General features: G+C 63.3%; 16 protein-coding genes. 7 read left to right on the forward strand and 9 right to left on the reverse strand.

Annotation, left to right across the window (positions count from 1 at the left end):
• Complete coding sequence (locus EJ075_RS26705; protein WP_095485371.1) at positions 1 to 1,374, forward strand: PleD family two-component system response regulator; 1,374 nt, start codon at positions 1 to 3, stop codon at positions 1,372 to 1,374.
• A gap of 392 nt (positions 1,375 to 1,766) precedes the next feature.
• Here the strand turns inward: EJ075_RS26705 and rpmG are convergent, their stop codons facing one another.
• From rpmG to EJ075_RS26750, 8 genes are all read right to left on the reverse strand, one after another.
• On the reverse strand, positions 1,767 to 1,934 hold the full coding sequence (rpmG, locus tag EJ075_RS26715) for a 50S ribosomal protein L33 (protein ID WP_006201775.1): 168 nt from the start codon (positions 1,932 to 1,934) through the stop codon (positions 1,767 to 1,769).
• Positions 1,935 to 2,223: 289 nt separating this feature from the next.
• Complete coding sequence (locus tag EJ075_RS26720; protein WP_095485369.1) at positions 2,224 to 2,682, reverse strand: hypothetical protein; 459 nt, start codon at positions 2,680 to 2,682, stop codon at positions 2,224 to 2,226.
• 104 nt (positions 2,683 to 2,786) lie between these two features.
• Positions 2,787 to 3,962 carry an MFS transporter gene (locus EJ075_RS26725; protein WP_095485368.1) on the reverse strand — a complete coding sequence of 392 codons (1,176 nt, stop codon included), beginning with the start codon at positions 3,960 to 3,962 and terminating at the stop codon, positions 2,787 to 2,789.
• Positions 3,963 to 3,982: 20 nt separating this feature from the next.
• The gene (locus tag EJ075_RS26730; RefSeq protein ID WP_095485367.1) at positions 3,983 to 4,717 is read right to left on the reverse strand and encodes an NUDIX domain-containing protein; all 735 of its coding nucleotides are present in this window, start codon (positions 4,715 to 4,717) and stop codon (positions 3,983 to 3,985) included.
• 72 nt (positions 4,718 to 4,789) lie between these two features.
• Positions 4,790 to 5,242, reverse strand: coding sequence for a DUF983 domain-containing protein (locus tag EJ075_RS26735; protein ID WP_126106388.1), 453 nt, complete (start codon positions 5,240 to 5,242; stop codon positions 4,790 to 4,792).
• Positions 5,242 to 7,512: a ribonuclease R gene (rnr, locus tag EJ075_RS26740; RefSeq protein WP_245458228.1), complete on the reverse strand. Its 2,271-nt coding sequence runs from the start codon at positions 7,510 to 7,512 to the stop codon at positions 5,242 to 5,244. The genes EJ075_RS26735 and rnr overlap by 1 nt, the downstream gene beginning before the upstream one ends.
• 42 nt (positions 7,513 to 7,554) lie before the next feature.
• Complete coding sequence (gene topA, locus EJ075_RS26745) at positions 7,555 to 10,182, reverse strand: type I DNA topoisomerase (protein ID WP_126106390.1); 2,628 nt, start codon at positions 10,180 to 10,182, stop codon at positions 7,555 to 7,557.
• Positions 10,183 to 10,633: 451 nt separating this feature from the next.
• Positions 10,634 to 11,011, reverse strand: a complete 378-nt coding sequence (locus tag EJ075_RS26750; protein WP_126106391.1) for a hypothetical protein — start codon at positions 11,009 to 11,011, stop codon at positions 10,634 to 10,636.
• A gap of 173 nt (positions 11,012 to 11,184) precedes the next feature.
• Here EJ075_RS26750 and EJ075_RS26755 point away from each other — a divergent pair, with 173 nt between their 5' ends.
• The 4 genes from EJ075_RS26755 to EJ075_RS26770 all read left to right on the forward strand — a co-directional run bounded on the left by EJ075_RS26755 (position 11,185) and on the right by EJ075_RS26770 (position 16,358).
• Positions 11,185 to 11,931, forward strand: coding sequence for a cytochrome c biogenesis CcdA family protein (locus EJ075_RS26755; protein WP_126106392.1), 747 nt, complete (start codon positions 11,185 to 11,187; stop codon positions 11,929 to 11,931).
• Between the two features lie 167 nt (positions 11,932 to 12,098).
• A complete protein-coding gene (glmU, locus tag EJ075_RS26760; RefSeq protein ID WP_126106393.1) occupies positions 12,099 to 13,460 on the forward strand; it encodes a bifunctional UDP-N-acetylglucosamine diphosphorylase/glucosamine-1-phosphate N-acetyltransferase GlmU in 1,362 nt (453 codons plus the stop codon).
• A gap of 235 nt (positions 13,461 to 13,695) precedes the next feature.
• Positions 13,696 to 15,519, forward strand: a complete 1,824-nt coding sequence (gene glmS / locus EJ075_RS26765) for a glutamine--fructose-6-phosphate transaminase (isomerizing) (RefSeq protein WP_126106394.1) — start codon at positions 13,696 to 13,698, stop codon at positions 15,517 to 15,519.
• Positions 15,520 to 15,599: 80 nt separating this feature from the next.
• On the forward strand, positions 15,600 to 16,358 hold the full coding sequence (locus EJ075_RS26770) for a DUF502 domain-containing protein (protein WP_126106395.1): 759 nt from the start codon (positions 15,600 to 15,602) through the stop codon (positions 16,356 to 16,358).
• Here EJ075_RS26770 and recG read toward each other — a convergent pair.
• Entirely contained in the window at positions 16,310 to 18,418 is a 2,109-nt protein-coding gene (gene recG, locus EJ075_RS26775; protein ID WP_126106396.1) for an ATP-dependent DNA helicase RecG, read from the reverse strand. The genes EJ075_RS26770 and recG overlap by 49 nt on opposite strands.
• 92 nt (positions 18,419 to 18,510) lie before the next feature.
• Here recG and EJ075_RS26780 point away from each other — a divergent pair, with 92 nt between their 5' ends.
• Both EJ075_RS26780 and mfd read left to right on the forward strand, forming a co-directional pair.
• The gene (locus EJ075_RS26780) at positions 18,511 to 18,798 is read left to right on the forward strand and encodes a succinate dehydrogenase assembly factor 2 (protein WP_126106397.1); all 288 of its coding nucleotides are present in this window, start codon (positions 18,511 to 18,513) and stop codon (positions 18,796 to 18,798) included.
• A 12-nt stretch (positions 18,799 to 18,810) separates the two neighbouring features.
• Positions 18,811 to 22,308, forward strand: a complete 3,498-nt coding sequence (gene mfd, locus EJ075_RS26785; protein WP_126106398.1) for a transcription-repair coupling factor — start codon at positions 18,811 to 18,813, stop codon at positions 22,306 to 22,308.
• Positions 22,309 to 22,420 lie beyond the last annotated feature (112 nt).

The following is a 22,420-nucleotide window of genomic DNA, read 5'->3' on the forward strand; positions in this document are numbered from 1 at the left end:
ATGACTGCACGGATCCTCGTCGTCGACGACATCCCTGCCAATGTGAGGCTGCTCGAGGTCCGGCTGCTTGCCGAATATTTCGAGGTGCTGACCGCCACCAACGGGCTGGACGCGATCGAGACCTGCGAAAACGGCAAGGTCGATGTCGTTCTGCTCGACGTGATGATGCCCGATATGGACGGGTTCGAGGTCTGCCGGCGGCTGAAGAGCGATCCGGCGACGTCGCACATACCCGTCGTCATGATCACCGCGCTCGACCAGGTTTCGGACCGGGTGCGCGGCCTTGAGGCCGGCGCCGACGATTTTCTGACCAAGCCGGTCAATGATCTGCAATTGATGACGCGCGTCAAAAGCCTGGTCAGGCTGAAGACGTTGACCGACGAGCTGCGCCTGCGCGCCTCGACCACGCGCAATATCGGCATCGAGGAGCTGTTGAGCCGCAACTTCGCTTCCGCAGACACAACGCCGAAAGTTCTGCTGATCGACGAGCGCAAGTCCTCCTTCGAGCGCGTCCAGAAAATGCTGCGCGGCAGCGCTGACCTCGACATTGCCACCGATCCGCATGCCGGCTTCTTCCAGGCCGCCGAGACCCCCTATGAATGCGTGATGATCTCGACGGCCTTTGCCGATTTCGATCCGCTCAGGCTCTGCTCGCAACTGCGTTCGCTCGATCGCACCCGTTTCCTGCCGATCATCCTTCTGGCGCAGGAGGGTGAGGAAGAGCGCATCATCCGCGGCCTCGAACTCGGCATCAACGACTATCTGATGCGGCCGATCGACCAGCAGGAGCTGACCGCTCGGCTGCGCACGCAAGTGCGCCGCAAGCGCTACAACGACCAACTCCGCGCCAGCGTCACCCAAACCATTGAGATGGCGGTGACCGACGCCCTGACGGGATTGCACAATCGCCGTTACCTCGACAGCCATCTGCAGACGTTGTTCGACCGTGCCGTGGCGCGGCGGCGGCCGCTGTCGGTGATGATCACCGATCTCGACCGCTTCAAGACCATCAACGACGCGCACGGCCATGACGGCGGCGACGAGGTGCTGCGCGAATTCGCGCGGCGGCTGCGCAAGAATGTGCGCGGCATCGATCTCGCCTGCCGCTTCGGTGGCGAGGAATTCGTCGTGGTGATGCCGGACACGGACGGCGCGGTCGCCGAAAAGGTCGCAGAGCGCATTCGCGCCGAAATCGCCCAGATGCCGTTTGCCGTCGGTCTCGATGGCAAGACGATCGAGGTTACCGTCAGCGTCGGCGTGTCGTCGGTGCTGAAGGGCGTGGACTCGGTTGCCGGGCTGATGAAACGCGCCGACCTCGCGCTCTACGAAGCCAAGAGCGCCGGCCGTAATCGCGTCGTCGCCAAGGCGGCGTAGCGCCGATTATCCAGTCGGTGCGACAGGGTTACGAATTTACCTTAACGCAAGCGATTCGCAGCGCTTGGTTAAGAAATTGTTGATTTTCGTAAGCTGTTGCGCAAATGTGCAGACCAATGACGGAACCGGCGCGAGGGTAGTTGCCGGGTCGATCCGAAGAATACCCCATGATTCTCAGGTCCGCCGCATCTCCTGGGTCCGTGGGGTCGGCCGGCCGGCGCTGGCACATAGTGGCCTCCTCGTACCGCTGCCAAACGCCGACCGGCCCCCTCTTTCCGAAAAGACATCGAGACTCTGCGCTAAGCATCGGAAATATCGGACTTTTCGAAGCCTTGAAAACCAAAACGCCGCCCAGAGGGGCGGCGTTTTGGTTTTTGGAGCAGGAAACCAGATTACTTAATCTTGGTTTCCTTGAACTCGACATGCTTCTTGGCGACCGGATCGTATTTGCGGAACGACAGCTTGTCCGTCTTGGTGCGGCTGTTCTTGCTGGTCACGTAGAAGAAACCGGTGTCGGCGGTCGACAGAAGCTTGATCTTGATGTTTGCGGCTTTGGCCATGTTGTTCGTCCGTTATGTTCGTGGAGTTTTAGCCGCTGGAGCACGGGGAAACACCCGGACGCGGGAAACTTGGCGCGACACATAAAGAACGCGCCCGGAAAGTCAACCCCGCGAGAGCGCCTCTTCCTTCTCCCCTTGTGGGAGAAGGTGGATTGGCGCGCAGCGCCAAGACGGTTGAGGGGTGCTGGACGGAGTGCCGGCAGCGCCAAGCTGGAGCACCCCTCATCCGACCGAGCTTCGCTCGGCCACCTTCTCCCACAAGGGGAGAAGGGAAGGCCGCGGTCCGTTTCTATGCGTCTTCCCTAACCGGCGGAGCCACCTTCTTCCAGTCTCCCGTGGCGTTCCACCAGCGGTTCGGGTTGGAGCGGTCGTCCAACCCCTTGGAACGGCTGGCAAGGATCGGCTGAATGCGGATCACCGGCTCCTGATAGCTGTGGACCTGGAAAATCGCTTCGACAATGCGGGCGGCCAGCGCCTGGTCGTCGGGCAGCTCGAACGACACTTCCACCGTGCCCGGCCGTCTGCGCAATTCCGTCTCGGCGCCGGCGGCCGCGCCTTCGAGTGGCCGGTAGCGCTCGATGCCGTGCGCCGACTGGTAGGCATTGCTGTCGTACTTGCCCATGGTGAGCGGCGCGATCGCGACCACCGCTTCCATGATGCGGTCGACATCGGAGGCCGGCGATTGAAAGGTCACAAGCAGCAGCAATTCCATCCGTACCGATGTCGTTTCAAACCCGGAGTCGATCATGATGGCATCCTCAATCTGGTGGCGTGTTGCTGACAATCTATCCGGGTGCTGCTGACACGGTTATGTCAGCAGCCTCGCGCGACACGAGGCATCGATCGGTCTTTCTAAAGGATTTTTCGGACCAGCCTGGCGCCGACCAGCGCGATATAGAAGGCGAAGAACATGCCGAGCGCCCAGCCGAAGCCCGAGGGACCGAAAACGTCCATGCCGATGCCGATCGCCTGCGGGCCGAGCACCATGCCAACACCGTAGCAGAGCACGAAGGCAGCGTTGGCGGAGGCCAGTTCGTGGCCGGAAAGCTGCGAGCCGAGATGGGCCAGGCCGATCGTGTACATCGCCGCGACCACGCCGCCCCAGACGAACAGAAGCGCAGCCATCAGGTGCCAGTTCTGCGCGAAGTGGGGCATGAAGATGGTGCCGGCAAGCCCAATGGTTGCACAAGCCAGAAGCAGATAACGGCGGTCGCTGACACGGTCGCTGATCATGCCGAGCGGGATCTGCAACAGCACGTTGCCGAGGCCGATCATGGTGAGCAGAAGTGCGGCGTCGGCCTCGGAGTAGCCGATGCGGCTGCCATAGATGGGGAACAGCGCAAAGCCGCCGGTCTCGACCGCGCCGAACACCAGCACCGCGGCGGTCGCCGTCGGCACCAGCCAGATGTAGCGCAGGAAGTTGCTGGTTTCGCCATTGGAGACGATCGTCGGGCTCTCGTTGCGGGCGGCCAGAACCGGAATGGCGGCCAGCGTCACCAGCGCCATGATGACGCCGAAGGGCAGGAAGCCGGTGCTGCCGAGATGGGCAAAAAGCCACGGCCCGGCGGCAAAGCCGAGCGACAATACCGTGGCGTAGATGCCGAGGACCAGGCCGCGCCGGTGCGGCGGCGCCGATGTGCTGATCCAGAATTCCGACAGGATGAACAGCACCGTCAGCGCAATGTGCAGCAGGATGCGCAGCGGGAACCACATCCAGAAGTCCGGCGCGAAATGGAAGCCGACAAAGGCCAGCACTCCCGTGGCGATCATGGCCAGCATCGTCCAGGCGACGCCGAATCGCATGGCGAGCGGGGTGGCGAGCGGTGCGCCAGCGATCGAGGCGAACCCGGCGACAGCGGTGTTGAAGCCGATCATCGACGCCGAATGGCCGCGCGTTTCGAGGATGACGCTGAGCAGCGGCATGCCGAGGCCGATGGCAATGCCGACGACGCTGATCGACGAGATCGCCGCGATCATCGGCAGCCAATGTACGCGTTCTTCGACCTCTTGCTGGGTATCGACCGTCATGGATTTGAATGCTCTATGCTTTACAGAATTTCGCGGGCGAAGCGATTGCGGACAAGCCGGTAGAACGGGACGGAACCACCGGGGCGCAGCAGCGGATCATCGACGAGCCGCTTTTCCAGCTCCTCCAGGATAGCCCTGGTGATGTCGGGAATATCGGCCTGTCTGGCCTTGGCGAGCGGCAGCCAGACCAGCTCCTCCAACTCGTTGGTCGGACCGCCGTCCGGCAGCTCCACGGCGACATCTTCGCGCCAGGCGCTGAAGAAGCGCGTATCGAAGCGCCGCACCCTGTTTGGCGGGGTGATGGCACGCGCGATGAAACGCAGCTCTGCCAGCGACGGTCTTACGCCGTGCTCGGCAAAACCCTGCCAATCGCGCCTGCTCGTCGCGAAGGCGCCTTTCCGACCGATCAACAGGCCAGCCTCCTCATAGGTCTCGCGGATCGCCGACAGGGCGATGGCGCGGGCGCGGGCCGGGCTGATGCGGCCAACGCCGGCGGTCAGCCTCGCCTGTTCCTCAGGGTGCAGCGCGGTGGCGACGGGAATTCGGCTGTCGGCCGGATCGGTACGGCCGCCGGGAAAGACGAATTTCCCAGGCATGAAGGCGTGACGGGCGTGGCGCCGGCCCATCAGCACCAGAAACTCGCCGCCCTTGCGGTCGAGCAGGATCAACGTCGCGGCGTCGCGCGGCCGTATAGGCTTGGCGTCGAGCGCGATCCGCTCGACCTTGTCGACTTCCACCCTGGTCATACCGTCCATGCGCACGACCTAGCGGAATCTTCTCCGATGCGAAAGTGGCGTCCAGCCATGCCGATTGCGCCAGCCTCGGTTTCAAGCCTCGGGATGCGACTCGATCAGATCTTCTTCCCCGCCGAAGCCATGCATATAGAACGCCCATTGCAGGCCGATGACGGCGCCCTTGACCGGCTGCAGCAAGACGACCGCCATGAGGATGGTCAGCGGCACCCAGATGGCGATGTGCTGCCAGGTGGACAAGGTGGAGGTCGCTTCGACGCCCATGAAGGCGCCGAGCACGATGTGGCCGACGATGACCACCACCAGATAGGCCGGCAGGTCGTCGGCGCGATGGTGATGAAGCTCCTCGCCGCAATGATTGCACTTGTCGACAGTCTTGACGAAAGCGCGGAACAGCTTTCCCTCGCCGCAATGCGGGCAGCGGCCAAGCGCGCCGCGCTTCATCGCCGTCCATAGCGGACGGGCGACCCGGCCCGAGTGATGTTCGCCGCCGAAAACCTGTTGGTTCATTTTCAGATCGCTTGGCATTACCGTCTCCTGCCGCGTGAGCCTGGACGCGATTGCGACGCGCGGGCGCGGCCTTTGGTCTTGTGAAACGACCGTTTGGAGCCGGGCAGCGGCTTTGGGTCGGTCAGCATCTCGAAACGCATCGCGCCGGCCATAGGCGCCACCTCGATCAGGCGAACCTCGACGCGGTCGGCAAGCTGATAGCCCTTGCCGGTGCGTTCTCCGAAAAGCGATCGGGCAGTTTCGTCGTATATATAGTAATCGCCGTCCAGACTTGACACCGGGATGAAACCATCTGCGCCATACTGCGGCAATTGGACAAATAGTCCCGATTTGGTGACGCCCGAAATGCGTGCGTCGAAACGCTCGTCGACACGCTCGGCCAAATAGGCGGCGATCAGCCGGTCGACCGTGTCACGCTCGGCGGCCATGGCGCGGCGCTCGGTGGCCGAGATCAGCGCAGAAACCTCTTCCAGCCGCGCCGCCTCATCCTGCGTCAGTCCGCCCGCACCGAAGCCGAGCGCGGCTATCAGCCCGCGATGCACGATCAGGTCGGCATATCTGCGGATCGGCGAGGTGAAATGCGCGTAGCGCTTCAGATTGAGGCCGAAATGGCCGATGTTGCTGGGCGAATATTCGGCCTGCATCTGCGTGCGCAGCACCACCTCGTTGACCAGCCCCTCATGGTCGGCGCCGCGGACGCGATCCAGGATGCCGTTGAACTGGTTCGGCCGCATCTGCGCACCGCGCGCCAACGACAGGCCAAGCGTCTGCAGGAATTCGCGCAGCGATTCCTGCTTGGCGAGCGAAGGCGCGTCATGGATGCGGTAGACCAGCGCCTGTCGTTTCGCCTCCAGCGTCTCCGCCGCCGCGACATTGGCCTGGATCATGAACTCTTCGATCAGCTTGTGCGCGTCGAGCCGCTCCGGCACGACGACCCGATCGACGGTGCCGTCCTCCTTGAGCAGAATTTTCCGCTCCGGCAATTCAAGCTCGAGCGGCTGGCGCGTGTCACGGCCGCGCTTCACGACGGCGTAGGCATCCCAGAGCGGCTTCAGCACCGTGTCGAGGATCGGGCCGGTCTTGTCGTCCGCTGCGCCATCGATCGCAGCCTGCGCCTGGGAATAGGCGAGTTTCGCCACCGATTTCATGATGATGCGGTGGAACGAATGCCGGAGCTTGCGGCCATCGGCCGAGAAAGTCATGCGGACCGCCAGCGCCGGGCGGTCCTGACCTTCGCGCAGCGAACAAAGGTCGTTCGAGATGCGTTCCGGCAGCATCGGCACGACGCGATCTGGGAAATAGACCGAATTGCCGCGCTTCAGCGCCTCGCGATCGAGCGCAGTGCCATAGCGGATATAGGCGGCGACATCTGCAATCGCCACGGTGACGACCACGCCACCAGGGTTCTTCTCATCCGTGTCCGGCGTGGCGAATACCGCGTCGTCATGGTCCTTGGCGTCGGCTGGATCGATGGTGACCAGTGGCAGGTCGCGCCAGTCCTCGCGGTCGGCCAGCGTTGCCGGTTTGACCGCCTCTGCCTCGGCGATGACGTCTGCCGGGAAAATATGTGGAATGTCGTGCGCGTGAATGGCGATCATCGAGACCGCCTTTTCGCTGGTCAGCGAACCCAGCACCGCCAGCACCTTGGCTCTGGGCAGCCCGTAGCGGGAGGCCCGCGCCGGCTCGACCTCGACCAGATCGCCGTTCTTGGCGCCGTTCTGGAATTCCTTGTCGACGACCAGCTCCGGCTGGCGTCTTTCGACAGGCTCGATGCGAAAGGTACCGTCCTGCAGCACGCGGAAGACGCCGAGAACGGCATCGGTGCGCTTCTCGAAGATCTTCATCACCCGCCCGGTATAGGCAGGGCCCGTCGCGTCATCGGTTGGAAAGGTCTTGGCTAGCACGCGGTCGCCGATGCCCGGTGTCGGGCCGCCGCCGCCACGCGACACGCGGATCGCTATGACAGGAGGCTCGCCATTGCCCACGGCTTCGGTTGGGTGTGCCAGCAGCACGCCGTCGGCGTCGCGGCCAAAGATGTCGAGCACGGCGACATGGGCCAGGGCACCGACGCGGGCCAGCCGCTTGCGCTCCTTGGTCAGCAGGCCCTCATCCTGCAGGTCGCGCAAAATGTCCTTCAGCCAGATACGGTCCTCACCGCGCAGCGCAAACGCCTTGGCGATGTCGCGTTTGCCGGAGCGATCCGGGTTTTCGGCGATGTAGCGCAGGATTTCGTCGCGGGACGGCCGATAGTTATCCCTGACCTTGGCCCTCGTGTCGGCGGTGCGCAGATCGCCATGGCTTCTTCCGGATACCCTGCGCGCCACGATGCTTTATCCCTTTTTCTTGGCCACTTTCTTGGCCGCTGGTTTTTTGGCTGCCGCAGGCTTTTTGGCAGGTGCCGCCGCTTTGCGGAAGGGCTTTCTGCCGCCATTGCCACCCTTGGCTTCCTTCTCGGCAATCAGCGCCACCGCATCCTCGACCGTCACCGACTGCGGGTCCTTGCCCTTCGGCAGCGTCGCATTGACCTTGCCGAAATTAACATAGGGCCCGTATTTGCCGTCACGCACGACGATCTTGCCGCCGCCCGCCGGATGCTCGCCAAGTTCCTTCAAGGCGGCGGGCGTGCCGCCATTGCGGCCGCCGGGGCCCTTCAATTTCTTCTCGGCGATGACCGACACGGCGCGGTTGAGGCCGATCGAGAACACGTCCTCGATGTTGTCGAGATTGGCGTAGGTGCCGTCGTGCAGCACGAACGGACCGTAGCGCCCCAGCCCGGCCGAGATCATCTTGCCGGATTCCGGATGCTTGCCGACGTCACGCGGCAGCGACAGCAAGGCGAGGGCCTTTTCGTGGTCGATGGAATCGACCGTCCAGCCTTTGGGCAGGCTGGAGCGCTTGGCTTCTTTGCCGTCGCCGCGCTGGATATAGGGGCCGAAACGACCGCTACGCAGCGTGATTTCCTCCGCCGTGTAGGGGTCCTTGCCAAGCACCTTGATGCCGTCCTCGCCATTGCCGTTTTCGCCATTGGGGTTGGCGGCATCGCCGAGCTGGCGGGTGAAGGAGCACTCGGGGTAGTTGGAACAGCCGACAAAGGCGCCGAACTTGCCGAGCTTCAGCGACAGGTTGCCGGTGCCGCATTTCGGGCAGATGCGCGGATTTGAGCCGTCTTCCCGTGTTGGGAAGACGAGCGGCGCCAGTTCCTCGTTGAGCGCGTCGAGCACGTCGGTGACGCGCAATTCCTTGATGTCGGCGACGGCGCCCGAAAAATCCTTCCAGAAATCGCGCAGCACATCCTTCCAGGCGAGCTTGCCGTCGGAAATCTCGTCGAGCTTTTCCTCGAGTGAGGCGGTGAAGTCGTATTCGACATAGCGCTCGAAGAAGCTTTCGAGGAAGGCCGACAGCAGCCGGCCCTTGGCCTGCGGCAACAGCTTGCGCTTGTCCATGCTGACGTAGTCGCGATCCTCGAGCGTCTTCAGGATCGCCGTGTAGGTCGACGGCCGGCCGATGCCGAGTTCTTCCAGCTTCTTGATCAGCGAGGCTTCCGAATAGCGCGGCGGTGGCTCGGTGGTGTGCTGGGTGGCGTTTATCGCCTCGCGGTCGAGCTGTTCGCCGGCACGGATCTCGGGCAGACGGCGGTCTTCCTCGTCTTCCGAATCCTCGTCCTTCTGGTCGGTATAGGCGGCAATGAAGCCGTCGAAGCGAACGACCGAACCGATGGCGCGGAGTTCCGCGGTGCGGGCGCCGTTGACTGCCTCGATCTCGGCCGTGGTGCGCTCGATCTCGGCCGGCTGCATCTGGCTGGCGATGGCGCGTTTCCACACGATCTCGTAGAGCCGTGCCTGGTCGGCATCGAGATATTGCCTGACCGAAGCCGGCGTGCGCATGAAATCGGTCGGGCGGATCGCTTCGTGCGCTTCCTGGGCGTTCTTGGCCTTGGTCGTGTATTGGCGCGGCTTCTCGGGCAGGTATTTTGGGCCGAATTCCTTGGCGATCGCATCGCGCGCAGCTGATATCGCCTCGGGCGCCATCTGCACGCCGTCGGTTCGCATATAGGTGATCAGGCCGGTGGTCTCGCCGCCGATGTCCATGCCTTCATAGAGCCGCTGCGCCACCTGCATGGTGCGGCTTGCCGAAAAACCGAGACGCGAGGAGGCAGCCTGCTGCAGCGTCGAGGTGGTGAAGGGCGGACCTGGATTGCGCTTGGTCGGCTTGGCTTCGACCGATAGCGCCTTGAAGGTCGCACCTTCCAGCATCGCCTTGATGTCATCGGCCTGCGCCTTGTTCGAAATGTCGAGCTTTTGCAGCTTCTTGCGGTCGAAGGCGGTCAGCCGCGCCTCGAAGTTTTCCTTGCGCGGCGTGCCGAGGAGAGCTGATACCTGCCAGTACTCCTCGCGGATGAAGCGCTCGATCTCCAATTCGCGGTCGCAGACGAGGCGCAACGCCACCGACTGCACGCGGCCAGCGGAACGGGCGCCCGGCAGCTTGCGCCACAGGACAGGCGACAGCGTGAAGCCGACGAGATAGTCGAGCGCGCGGCGGGCGAGATAGGCGTCGACCAGCGGCGCATCGATCTGGCGCGGATTGGCCATCGCTTCCAGCACCGATGACTTGGTGATGGCGTTGAAGACGACGCGGCTGACCGGCTTGTCCTTCAGCGCGCGCTTCTGCTTCAGCACCTCCAGGACATGCCAGGAAATGGCTTCGCCCTCGCGATCCGGATCGGTGGCGAGGATCAGGCCGTCGGCGTCCTTGACCGCCTTGGCGATGTCAGCAAGACGTTTGCTCGAGGCGGTGTCGACAGCCCAGGACATGGCAAAATCCTCGTCCGGACGCACCGAGCCATCCTTGGCCGGCAGATCGCGGACGTGGCCAAACGAGGCCAGGACCTTGTAGTTCTTTCCGAGGTACTTGTTGATTGTCTTCGCTTTGGCCGGCGATTCGACGACGACGACGTCCATGAGGTCTCATATCAGCTGTGGTGCGGCAGAAGAATTCCGCTGCGCGCGACGAAATCTCGTACAATTGTCGCTCACATGGCCGGGCTTTTGCATCCGGTCAAGAGGAAGCGCCCAAAATGCAGTCCTGCATTGAGTGCACAACCCAAGAGCGAGTCATGTGATATCCGCAATCTCGGATAAGGGAGCGGGCTGCCTATCGTTGGACAAGCCGGCATTGAATCCGGGAGAACGGGACAAATTCTTCCGCGGATATAAGAGAAACATCGATCATGCGCCAGCCCCAGCCGGAGAGACACCCGGCATGATGCTCGGTCGGGCGGGCGATACTGGCGCCGCGAGTGGGCTGGAATGCCCAGCAGGACAGTGCAAGAAGCTGGCAGCCGGAAGGCCTGCAGTGATACACGGCAGCCAGCGATTCCCCGCCGGTCAATGCGGGGATCTCGGTCCGAGCTTAGTCGGCCTTGGCTATATGCCAGACGCCGCCGACGCCGTCGCCGGTCACATCGCTGGCCTTCTTGTCCTTGATGAACGTGTAGAGCGGCTTGCCCTCATAGGCCCACATCTTGGTGCCGTCGGTGCGGTCGACGACCGTCCATTCGCCCTCGGCCTTGGCGTCGGCCTCAGCCTTCAGCGGCGGCCAATTGGTGGCGCATTTGTCGTAGCAGTTCGACTTGCCCGTCTCGTCCTTGTCGTAGGTGTAAAGGGTCATGCCATTGGCATCGGTGTAGATCTTGGTGCCGCCGACATCGGCTTCCTTCCACGCTTCGGCGGCATATGAGGCGGCGGTGCCGAGCAAAAGCACCGCCAGCCCAACTGTGATCGATTTCATGAGGTTCTTCCTGATATGATCGAGAAGCGCGCGGAAAGTCGCGGCCCCGTTGCATCAACGCGCTTGGCGTGTCGTTTCTTCCTCGATGCAGGCGGCAACTTGCCACGCAATGGTGATTGGCGGACAAGTCCGTGCGCCGCTATATCGGCGCCGATACAGTTGGAGTTTCGGGAATGGCATTGGATATCGGCTATGTCAGCGCGGTCGGGGCGGGGGCGATCTCGTTCCTGTCGCCTTGCGTGCTGCCGCTGGTGCCGCCCTATCTCTGCTATATGGCCGGCGTGTCAGTCGATGATTTCCGCGGCAATGCCGGCGTCACGGCCAAGGCCGACGCGCGCAGCGCGCTGCTTTATGCCTCGATCGCTTTCGTTCTCGGCTTCTCGACCGTCTTCGTGGCGTTGGGCGCCGGCGCCTCGACCATTGGCCGGCTGCTGCGCGTCTGGCAGGAGCCGCTGGCGATGGCCGCCGGCGTGCTGATCATCCTGATGGGGTTGAACTTCCTCGGCATATTGCGCATCCCGCTGCTGTCGCGTGAGGCGCGCTTCCAGTCGCAGGGCAAGCCGGCCAGTATCGTTGCCGCCTATGTCATGGGACTTGCCTTCGCCTTCGGCTGGACACCCTGCATCGGACCGGTGCTGGGACCAATCCTGACGCTGGCCGGCGGCCGCGAGACGGTGGGCGAGGGCGCGGCTCTGCTTGCCGCCTATTCGCTCGGCCTCGGCATCCCGTTCCTGGTCGCGGCGCTGTTTTCCGGCGCCTTCATGCGTTTTCTCTCGAAGTTCCGCGTCCATCTCGGCCGGGTCGAAAAAGCGATGGGCGCGCTGCTGGTCGTCGCCGGCGTTTTTTTCCTGACCGGCGGCGTGCAGGCCATGTCTTATTGGCTGCTGGAAAATTTCCCGGTGCTGGGGCAGTTGGGATAGGCTTGACCAGATACGAGCCCATGCTGGCGCATTGGATTGACCCTCTACACCTACTGATTAAAAGTCAGTTGCTCGACCATCTCACCGGAATTTAACCGCATTGGTGCAGCATGGCGCCAATGCTAGACATGCCTTGATTCCCAACCCTTTCATATGGTTGCCATTCCATGAGTCAGAGAACCTGCCTGTCCGTAATCCTCGCCGCCGGCGAAGGCACGCGCATGAAAAGCGCCGTGCCGAAAGTGCTGCACCCGATCGCCGGCCTGCCGATGGTCGCCCATGTCGTGAGAGCTGCCGAGGCTGCCGGAGCGGGTGACCAGGCGCTGGTGATCGGCCATGGGGCGGAAGAGATGCGCAAGGCCACGCAAAAATTCGCGCCGAAGGCGGAGATATTCGTCCAGGAAAGGCGGCTTGGCACGGCGCATGCCGTGCTGGCTGCACGCGACGCTATATCAAAGGGTTACGACGACATCCTGGTAATGTTCGGCGATACGCCGCTGATCGATCCGGAGGTGCTGACTGCGGCGCGCCTGAAGCTGGCCGAAGGCGCTGCCGTCGTTGTGGTCGGCTTCCGCACGTCAAATCCTTCCGGCTATGGCCGGCTGATCGAAAAGGGCGGCAAGCTCGTCGCCATCCGCGAGGAAAAGGACTGCACCGACGAAGAGAAGAAAATCACCTTCTGCAATGGCGGGCTGATGGCGGTTGCGGGCAAGCATGCGCTGCAGCTGCTTGATCAAGTCGGCAGCAACAACGCCAAGGGCGAGTATTATCTCACCGACATCGTCGAGATCGCCGGCGGACAGGGTTTTGACGTCGTCGCCACCGAAGCCAGCTTCGAAAACGCGCTCGGCATCAACAACCGCGCTGAACTTGCCGCGGCCGAAAGCATCTGGCAGACGCGCCGGCGGCGCGAGGCCATGCTCTCTGGCGTCACATTGATCGCGCCGGAAACCGTGTTCTTTTCGCACGATACCGAGATCGGCGCGGACACGATTGTCGAACCCAATGTCTGGTTCGGGCCGGGCGTGACGATCGCCACGGGCGCCAAGATCCATGCTTTCAGCCATATCGAAGGCGCCACGATCGCCTCGAACTGCGATGTCGGTCCGTATGCGCGGCTGCGGCCGGGCGCCGATCTCCGGCAAAAAGCCAAGGTCGGCAATTTCTGCGAGGTCAAAGGGGCGACGATCGAGGAAGGCGCCAAGGTCAACCACCTGACCTATATCGGCGATGCCCGCGTCGGCGCCGGCGCCAACATCGGCGCTGGAACCATCACCTGCAACTATGACGGCTATTCGAAGTTCTTCACCGACATCGGCGAGGGCGCCTTCATAGGCTCGAACTCCTCGCTGGTGGCGCCTGTTACAATCGGCAAGGGCGGCTACATCGCTTCGGGCAGCGTGATCACCGAAAGCGTGCCCGACGATGCGCTGGCCTTCGGCCGCGCCCGCCAGAGGACGCTGGCCGGCAAGGGCAAGGAATTGCGCGAGCGTTTTGCTTCGGCCGCGGCGGCCCGGAAAAAAGCCTAGCCGCCACGACTGCATCATGTCTTTGACGGATTTCAGGAACCGCAGAGCGCGATAGGATGCCCGTACGGAGAAACTGAGCGATTGCGGTAACCGGATTGCAAGGGCGCTCTGTCATCGTGCATCTGTGCAAGAACAGTTCCGGCTGATACGGAACGAAACGCAATGTGATTTTCGCGGCAGCCCGGCCAACCCTAAATGGCGCTGGGTTTTTACGCCGGAATCGGGGGCAACGTCTATGTGCGGTATCGTCGGAATTGTCGGTCACTCGCCAGTCGCGCCACTCATCGTCGATGCGCTGAAAAGGCTCGAATATCGCGGCTACGATTCCGCCGGCGTCGCCACAATCGAGCATGGCAAGCTTGGGCGCCGCCGCGCCGAGGGCAAGCTGATCAATCTCGAGCGCCGGCTGAAGGACGAACCACTCGACGGCATGATCGGCATCGGCCACACGCGCTGGGCAACGCATGGCGTGCCGAACGAAACCAATGCGCATCCGCATTTTTCCGACGGCGTCGCCATCGTCCACAATGGCATCATCGAGAATTTCGCCGAATTGCGCGACGAGCTGATGCGCGACGGCTACACATTTTCATCGCAGACCGACACCGAGGTCGTCGCCCATCTGGTGGCGCGCGAATTGGCCAGGGGCCTGAAGCCGGTCGAGGCCGCGCACCAGGCGCTGAAGCGGCTGGAAGGCGCCTTTGCGCTGGCCATCATGTTCAAGGGCGATGAGGACCTCATCGTCGGCGCCCGCAACGGCCCACCGCTGGCCGTCGGCCATGGCGACGGCGAGATGTTCCTGGGCTCCGACGCCATCGCGCTTGCCCCCTTCACCAACTCGATCACCTATCTCGAGGACGGCGACTGGGCGGTTGTGCGCCGCAACGAGGTCGCCATCTTCGACATGGACGGCAACAAGGTCGACCGCAAGCGCCAGCAGTCGCTCAGCACCAGCTTCATGGTCGACAAGGGCAATCGGCGCCATTTCATGGAGAAGGAAATCCATGAACAGCCGGAAGTGATCTCGCACACGCTGGCGCATTATGTGGATTTCGTCGGTGGCGTCTCGAAGCCGCTCGACCTGCCTTTCGATTTCGCCAAAATCGACCGGTTGGCGATTTCGGCCTGCGGCACCGCCTATCTGGCCGGCCTGATCAGCAAATACTGGTTCGAGCGGTATGCGAGGCTGCCGGTCGACATCGATGTCGCCTCGGAATTCCGCTATCGTGAAATGCCGCTGTCGAAGACAGACGCCGCCTTCTTTATCTCGCAATCGGGCGAGACCGCCGACACGCTGGCCTCGCTGCGCTATTGCCGCAAGGCCGGGATGAAGATTGGCGCGGTCGTCAATGTCCGAGAATCGACGATGGCGCGTGAATCCGACGTTATCCTGCCAACGCTGGCCGGGCCGGAGATCGGCGTCGCCTCGACCAAGGCCTTCACCTGTCAATTGTCGGTGCTGGCGTCGCTTGCCGTGCGGGCGGGCGTGGCGCGCGGAACGATCTCGCGGGAGCAGGAAACGACGCTGGTCCGCCAACTGTCGGAAGCGCCGCGCTATGCCAATCAGGTCTTGAAGCTCGACGGGCAGATCGAAAAAGTCGCGCGCGACCTTTCTCACTACAAAAACGTGCTCTATCTCGGCCGCGACACCAATTTTCCGCTGGCCATGGAAGGCGCGCTGAAGCTCAAGGAAATCTCCTATATCCATGCCGAGGGCTATGCCGCCGGCGAGTTGAAGCACGGGCCGATCGCGCTGATCGACGAGAACATGCCGGTGATCGTCATTGCCCCGCATGACCGCATCTTTGAAAAGACCGTGTCGAACATGCAGGAAGTGGCGGCGCGCGGCGGCAAGATCATCCTGATCACCGACAGCAAGGGTGCCGCACACGCCACGGTGAAGACGATGGAGACGATCGTGCTGCCGGACGTGCCGGAAATCATCTCGCCGATCATCTACGCGCTGCCGATCCAGATGCTGGCCTATTTCACCGCGGTGTTCATGGGCACCGACGTCGACCAGCCGCGTAATCTGGCGAAATCGGTGACTGTGGAGTAAGGCGTGGTTTAAAAATTTCGCAGTTCCAAAGCCGAATGCGGTTCACTAATGTTGCGCCGCAATCAGTGCTGCGGTGAACCATGTCCGATGCTCCCAAGACCTCAGGCATGACCCGGCTGCGGAATTATTTCCTGACAGGCTTCGTCGTCTGCGCGCCGCTGGCGATCACCGCCTACATCGCCTGGTCTTTCATCGGCTGGGTCGATTCCTGGGTGAAACCCTACATTCCGGCGCGCTACAACCCCGATAGCTATCTGCCGGCGCCGGTTCCGGGATTTGGCCTGATCGTTGCCTTGATCCTGATCACTCTGATCGGTTTCCTGACCGCCAATATCGTTGGCCGCGCCATCGTCTTGTTCGGCGAGCGGCTGCTCGGCCGCATGCCCCTGGTGCGCGGCGTCTACGGCTCGCTGAAGCAGATCTTCGAGACCGTGCTGTCGAACAAGGGAAACATGTTCCGCCAGGTCGGGCTGGTCGAATACCCGCGCAAGGGCGTCTGGTCGCTGGTCTTCGTCGCCAGCGAGAAGGAAACCGAGATCAACCAGAAGCTCGACCAGGAAGGCAACCCGCTGATCGCGGTGTTCATGCCGTGCACGCCCAACCCGACCACCGGCTTCCTGATGTATGTGCCGAAATCCGATGTCGTGCTGCTCGACATGACGATCGAGGACGGCGCCAAGCTGATTGTCTCGGCCGGGCTGGTGGCGCCGGAGGTCAAGACGAAAATGGTGACGCTGAACGGCAAGCCGATCGGCGTTCAGATCGCCAATCCGCCGGTCGGTGCCGAGCCTCAGCCGGCGCGTAAGAGCCGCACTGCCTCGTCGCGGCCGAACAAATAGAGCAGCATGCGAAGGGCGGCGCCGCGTTCGGATTGCAGCTCGGGATCGCGCGACAGGATCAGCCGTGCGTCGTCGCGGGCGGCTTCGAGCAGGTCGGCATGCGCCTCGATGCGCGCCACCTGGAAGCCCGGCGTGCCCGACTGGCGGGTGCCCAGCAGCTCGCCTTCGCCACGCAGCTTCAGGTCCTCCTCGGCGATGCGGAAGCCGTCCTCGGTCTCGCGCATCACCGACAGCCGGCGCGTTGCCGTTTCACCGAGCGGATCCTTGTAGAGCAGCACGCAGGACGACGGTTTTTCGCCGCGCCCGACCCGGCCGCGCAACTGGTGCAGCTGGGCGAGGCCGAAGCGCTCGGCATGCTCGATGACCATGATCGTGGCATCCGGCACATCGACGCCGACCTCGATGACCGTGGTGGCGATCAGGATGCGTGTCTCGCCGGCCTTGAAGGCGCGCATCGCCTCGTCCTTGTCGGCGCCCTTCATGCGCCCGTGCACCAGGCCGATCCAGTCGCCGAACAGGGGCTTTAGCGAGGCAAAACGGTCCTCCGCCGACATCAGCTTGATCTCTTCGGATTCCTCGACCAGCGGACAGATCCAGTAGATCTTCTGGCCGTCGGCGACGGCGTCGCGCATGCGGCCGACCAGTTCGTCGAGCCGTTCGAGCGGCAGGGTGACGGTGCGGACCGGCTGGCGCCCGGCCGGCTTTTCGGTGAGCTTCGAAACATCCATGTCGCCGAAGGCGGTCAGCACCAGCGTGCGTGGGATCGGCGTCGCCGTCATCACCAGCATGTCGGGCGCGTCGCCCTTGGCGGTGATGGCAAGCCGCTGATGGACGCCAAAACGGTGCTGTTCGTCGATGACGGCGAAGACGAGGTCGTGGAACGTTACCGTTTCCTGGAACAGGGCGTGGGTGCCGACGACGATGTCGATCTCGCCACTGGCCAGGCCGGCCAGCGTCTCGGTGCGCTCGCGGCCCTTTTCGCGGCCGGTGAGGATGGCAACGCGCAGGCCCGCCTGTTCTGCCAACGGTGCAATCGTCGCAAGATGCTGGCGCGCCAGGATTTCGGTTGGCGCCATCAATGCCGCCTGGCCGCCGGCCTCGACGGCGCGCCCCATGGCGAGCAGCGCGACAACCGTCTTGCCGGAGCCGACATCGCCCTGCAGCAGGCGCAGCATGCGTTCGGGATCACCGAGATCGGCGTTGATTTCGGCAAGCGCCATTTCCTGCGAGGTGGTCAGCGAATAGGGAAGGGCGGCGCGCAGCTTTTCGACGATGCGGCCGTCACCGACCAATGGTCGTCCGGACAAGCGGCGGACTTTTGCCCGCACCAGTGCCAGCGACACCTGGCCTGCCAGAAACTCGTCATAGGCGAGACGCCGCCAGGCTGCGCCGTCGACGGACACGTCGATCGGGTCGGCGGGATTGTGGATGCGGGCGAGCGCATCGCCGAAGGCAGGAAAGGTCTGGCGGCGCAGAAACTCGCCATCCTGCCATTCCGGCAGCACCGGCAAGCGAGCGAGCGCCTGGCCGATTGCCCGGCGCAGCACTTTTCCCGAGAGCCCGGCGGTGAGCGGATAGACCGGCTCGACCAGCGGCAGGTTTTCCGCTTCGCTGGCCAGCGCGATGTGGTCGGGGTGAACCATGGTCGGGCGGCCGTTGAACCATTCCATTCGACCCGAGACCACGACATGCTCGCCTTCCGGCATCGCTTTTTCGAGATAGGCGGCGTGCGCATGGAAGAAGGTCAGCGCGATCTCGCCGCTGTCGTCATGGGCGTAGACCCGGTACGGCACCGATCTGTTGCCGCGCGGCGGCGGCTGGTGGCGATCGATCCGCACATCAAGGGTGACGATCGCGCCTTCGGCCGAACCGGCGATACCCGGCCGGTTGCGGCGGTCGATCACCGTGTGGGGCAGCACGAACAAAAGATCGCCGGCGCGCGCCGCACGATCGCCGAGATCGGCCGGCACGATTTTCTCGATCAGCGCGCCGACCTTCGGCCCGACGCCGGCAAGCGAGGTGATCGGGACAAACAGCGGATCGAGGAGGGAAGGGCGCATGATGTCAGCTTATGTCGCGACGGTCGTAGCGCAAGGCTGACACCGCCCTCTATCCACGCTATATGCGCCGCTTCAGGCAAGGAAGCAGGACAATGACCGGAACGAGACGATCAAGCGAGGGGCTCGACGCCCGCCGCCGCAAGCTTCTGTTTCGCTCCTGGCATCGCGGCATGCGTGAGATGGACCTCATTCTCGGCAGTTTCGCGGACGCCGAGATCGGCGTCTTGACCGGCGACGAACTCGACCAATATGAAAGGCTCCTCGACGTTCCCGATACCGAATTCCTGCCCGTGATCACCGGCGAGCGCCCGGTTCCCGCAAATATCGACTGTGCCGTCCTGCAAAAGATCCTGGCGTCGCGCCAGGCGATGACATTCTGAATACGTGATTTCATGAGCTTGATCCCCACCATCGGCCTGCCGAAAGGCCGCGCCGGCCAGTTCATCGTCGACGGTGTCGCCGATGGTTACGAAGCCTTTGCGCTGGTGCAGGCCGCGCACGAGATTGCGCCCGACAAGCCGGTGCTGTTCGTGGCGCGCGACGGCCAGCGCCTGCCTTCGATCATCGAGGCGCTTTCATTCGCAGCGCCAGGCCTGCCCGTGCTCGAGCTGCCGGCCTGGGATTGTCTGCCTTACGACCGCGTCTCGCCCGGAGCGGATGCTGCCGCGCGGCGTCTGGACGCGCTCACCGCGATGATCGCGCTGGTGAAAAAACCGCACCGCGCCGTCATCCTGACCACCGCCAATGCGCTGCTGCAGCGCATTCCGCCGGCAAGCCTCGTCGAGGCACAGACATTTCACGCAAAACCCGGCAACCAGATTGACATGAATGGGCTGGTGTCGCGGCTGGAGATATCAGGCTTCGAGCGGGTGCCTACAGTGCGCGGCGTCGGCGAGTTTGCCGTGCGCGGCGGCATTCTGGACCTGTTCGCACCGGGCTGGACGGAAGCGCTGCGCCTCGATTTCTTCGGCGACACGCTGGAATCGATCCGCGTCTTCGACGCCGCCACGCAGCGCACCATCGGCCAACGCAAGTCGATGGCGCTGCAGGCGATGAGTGAAGTGGCGCTGACGCCGGAGACCATCAGCCGTTTCCGCCGCAGCTACATCGAAGCCTTTGGCGCGCCCTCGCGCGACGATGGGCTCTATGCGGCGGTCAGCGAGGGACGGCGTTTCGCCGGCATGGAGCACTGGCTGCCGTTCTTCTACGAGCGGCTGGAGACGGTGTTCGACTATCTGCCGGACACGCCTGTTGTGTTCGACCATCTGGCGCATGAGGCGCTGACTGAGCGCCATGCGCTGATCCTCGACCATTACGAGGCGCGCAGGAAGCAGGCCGACGGCGCACTGAAGGATGCCGTGCCCTATAAGCCGGTGCCGCCCGACCTGCTTTATTTGTCGCCCGAAAACCTCATCGCCTCGCTTGGCCCGCGCGAAGCGATCGACTTCACGCCGTTCGATGCGCCCGACGCCGGCGCGAGGAAAATCTTCCATGCCGGCTCGCGGCATGGCCGCAGCTTCGTCGAGGAACGCGCCGACCCCAACGTCAACGTCTTCGACGTCGTCGTAAAACACATTGCCGATGAGCGGGCCGCCCGCCGCCGCGTCGTCATCGCCGGCTGGACCGAAGGTTCGCTCGACCGGCTTGGCCAGATCCTGGCTGAACATCATCTCGGCAATCTCAAGCCGGTCGCCACGCTGGCCGAGGCGGAAAAGCTCGAGACGGGGCAGGCGGCACTTGCCGTGCTGCCGCTCGAATCCGGCTTCGAGACCGAGAAACTGGTCGTCGTCGCCGAGCAGGACATTCTGGGCGACCGGCTGATCCGCCGCTCGAAGCGCAAGAAGCGTCCTTCCGACTTCATCGCCGAGGCCTCGGCGTTGTCCTCCGGCGATATCGTCGTCCATACCGACCACGGCATTGGCCGCTTCATCGGGCTGCGCACCATCGAGGCGGTTGGTGCGCCGCATGATTGCCTCGAGATCCATTATGCCGGCGACGACCGACTGTTCCTGCCGGTGGAGAACATCGAGCTTCTGTCGCGCTATGGCTCGGATTCGGCCGAAGCGACGTTGGACAAGCTTGGCGGCGGCGCCTGGCAATCGCGAAAGGCGCGGCTGAAGAAGCGCCTGCTCGACATGGCCGGGCAGTTGATCCGCATTGCCGCAGAGCGGCAGATGCGCGCCGCTCCTTCGCTGGTGCCGGCAGACGGTCTCTATGGCGAATTCTCCGCGCGTTTCCCCTATGAGGAAACCGACGACCAGCAGACGGCGATCGATTCGGTCATGGGCGATCTGGGCGCGGGAAAGCCGATGGACCGGCTGATCTGCGGCGACGTCGGCTTCGGCAAGACCGAAGTCGCCCTTCGTGCCGCCTTCATCGCGGCGATGGAAGGCTTTCAGGTCGCGGTGGTGGTGCCTACGACGCTGTTGTCACGCCAGCATTTCAAGACCTTTTCGCAGCGCTTTTCCGGCCTGCCGATCCGCGTCGCCCAGGCATCGCGGCTGGTTGGAGCCAAGGATCTGGCCGAGGCCAAGAAGGGTATCGCCGAAGGCACGGTCGACATCGTCGTCGGCACCCATGCGCTGCTCGGCTCGTCGATCTCGTTCAAGAATCTCGGCCTCCTAATCATTGACGAGGAGCAGCATTTTGGCGTCAAGCACAAGGAACGGCTGAAGGACCTGAAGAGCGATGTGCATGTGCTGACGCTGTCGGCGACGCCGATCCCGCGCACGCTGCAACTGGCGTTGACCGGGGTGCGCGAACTGTCGCTGATCGCCACGCCGCCGGTCGACCGCCTGGCGGTGCGCACCTTCATCTCGCCCTTCGACCCGCTGGTCATACGCGAGACCCTGCTCAGGGAACGCTACCGAGGTGGTCATTCCTTTTATGTCGTGCCGCGCATCAGCGATTTGGCGGAAATCCATGATTTCCTTCGGGAATCGGTGCCCGAGCTGAAAGTGGCTGTCGCTCACGGCCAGATGCCGCCCGGCGAGCTCGACGACATCATGAACGCCTTCTACGACGGCCAGTACGATGTGTTGCTGTCGACAACCATTGTCGAATCCGGCCTCGATATCCCGACCGCCAACACGCTGATCGTGCATCGCGCCGACATGTTCGGCCTGTCGCAGCTTTACCAGTTGCGCGGTCGCGTCGGGCGCTCGAAGGTGCGCGCCTATGCGCTGTTCACGCTGCCGGCCAACCGCAAGCTGACCGACACCGCCGAACGCCGGCTGAAGGTGCTGCAGTCGCTCGACACGCTGGGCGCCGGTTTCCAGCTCGCCAGCCACGATCTCGATATCAGAGGCGCCGGCAATCTTCTCGGCGAAGAGCAATCCGGCCACATCAAGGAGGTTGGCTTCGAGCTCTACCAGCAGATGCTGGAGGAAGCGGTCGCCGAGGTGAAGGATTCCGGCGAGGTTCAGGATGGCGGCTGGTCGCCGCAGATCGCCGTCGGCACGGCGGTGATGATCCCGGAGAGCTATGTTCCGGATTTGCAGCTGCGGCTGGCGCTCTATCGCCGCCTCGGCGATCTCGAAAACACCGAGGAGATCGATGCCTTCGGCGCCGAGCTGATCGACCGCTTCGGCCCGCTGCCGGAGGAGGTGAAGCATCTGCTGAAGATCGTCTTCATCAAGGCGCTCTGCCGCAAGGCCAATGTCGAAAAGCTCGATGCCGGGCCAAAGGGGGTCGTCATACATTTCCGCAAGCGCGAGTTTTCCAATCCTGTCGGGCTGGTCACGTTCATCGGCGAGCAGGGCTCGCTGGCCAAGATACGGCCGGATCACAGCGTCGTTTTCGTCCGCGACTGGCCAACACCTGAAAAGCGGCTGGCTGGGTCTGCGGTCGTCATGACGCAATTGGCCCGGCTGGTGGAGAAGGCTGCGTAGCAAGGCGTCGCTGGGGCTTTGGCCAATGACTACGCCGGCAGTTTCGCCGTTTCACGCCATTCGCCACACGTCCAAATCCGGTCTAGAATAGGAAATCGGCTTCGTGTATGGA

Source organism: Mesorhizobium sp. M6A.T.Cr.TU.016.01.1.1 (assembly GCF_003952585.1).
Classification (GTDB): Bacteria; Pseudomonadota; Alphaproteobacteria; order Rhizobiales; family Rhizobiaceae; genus Mesorhizobium; species Mesorhizobium mediterraneum.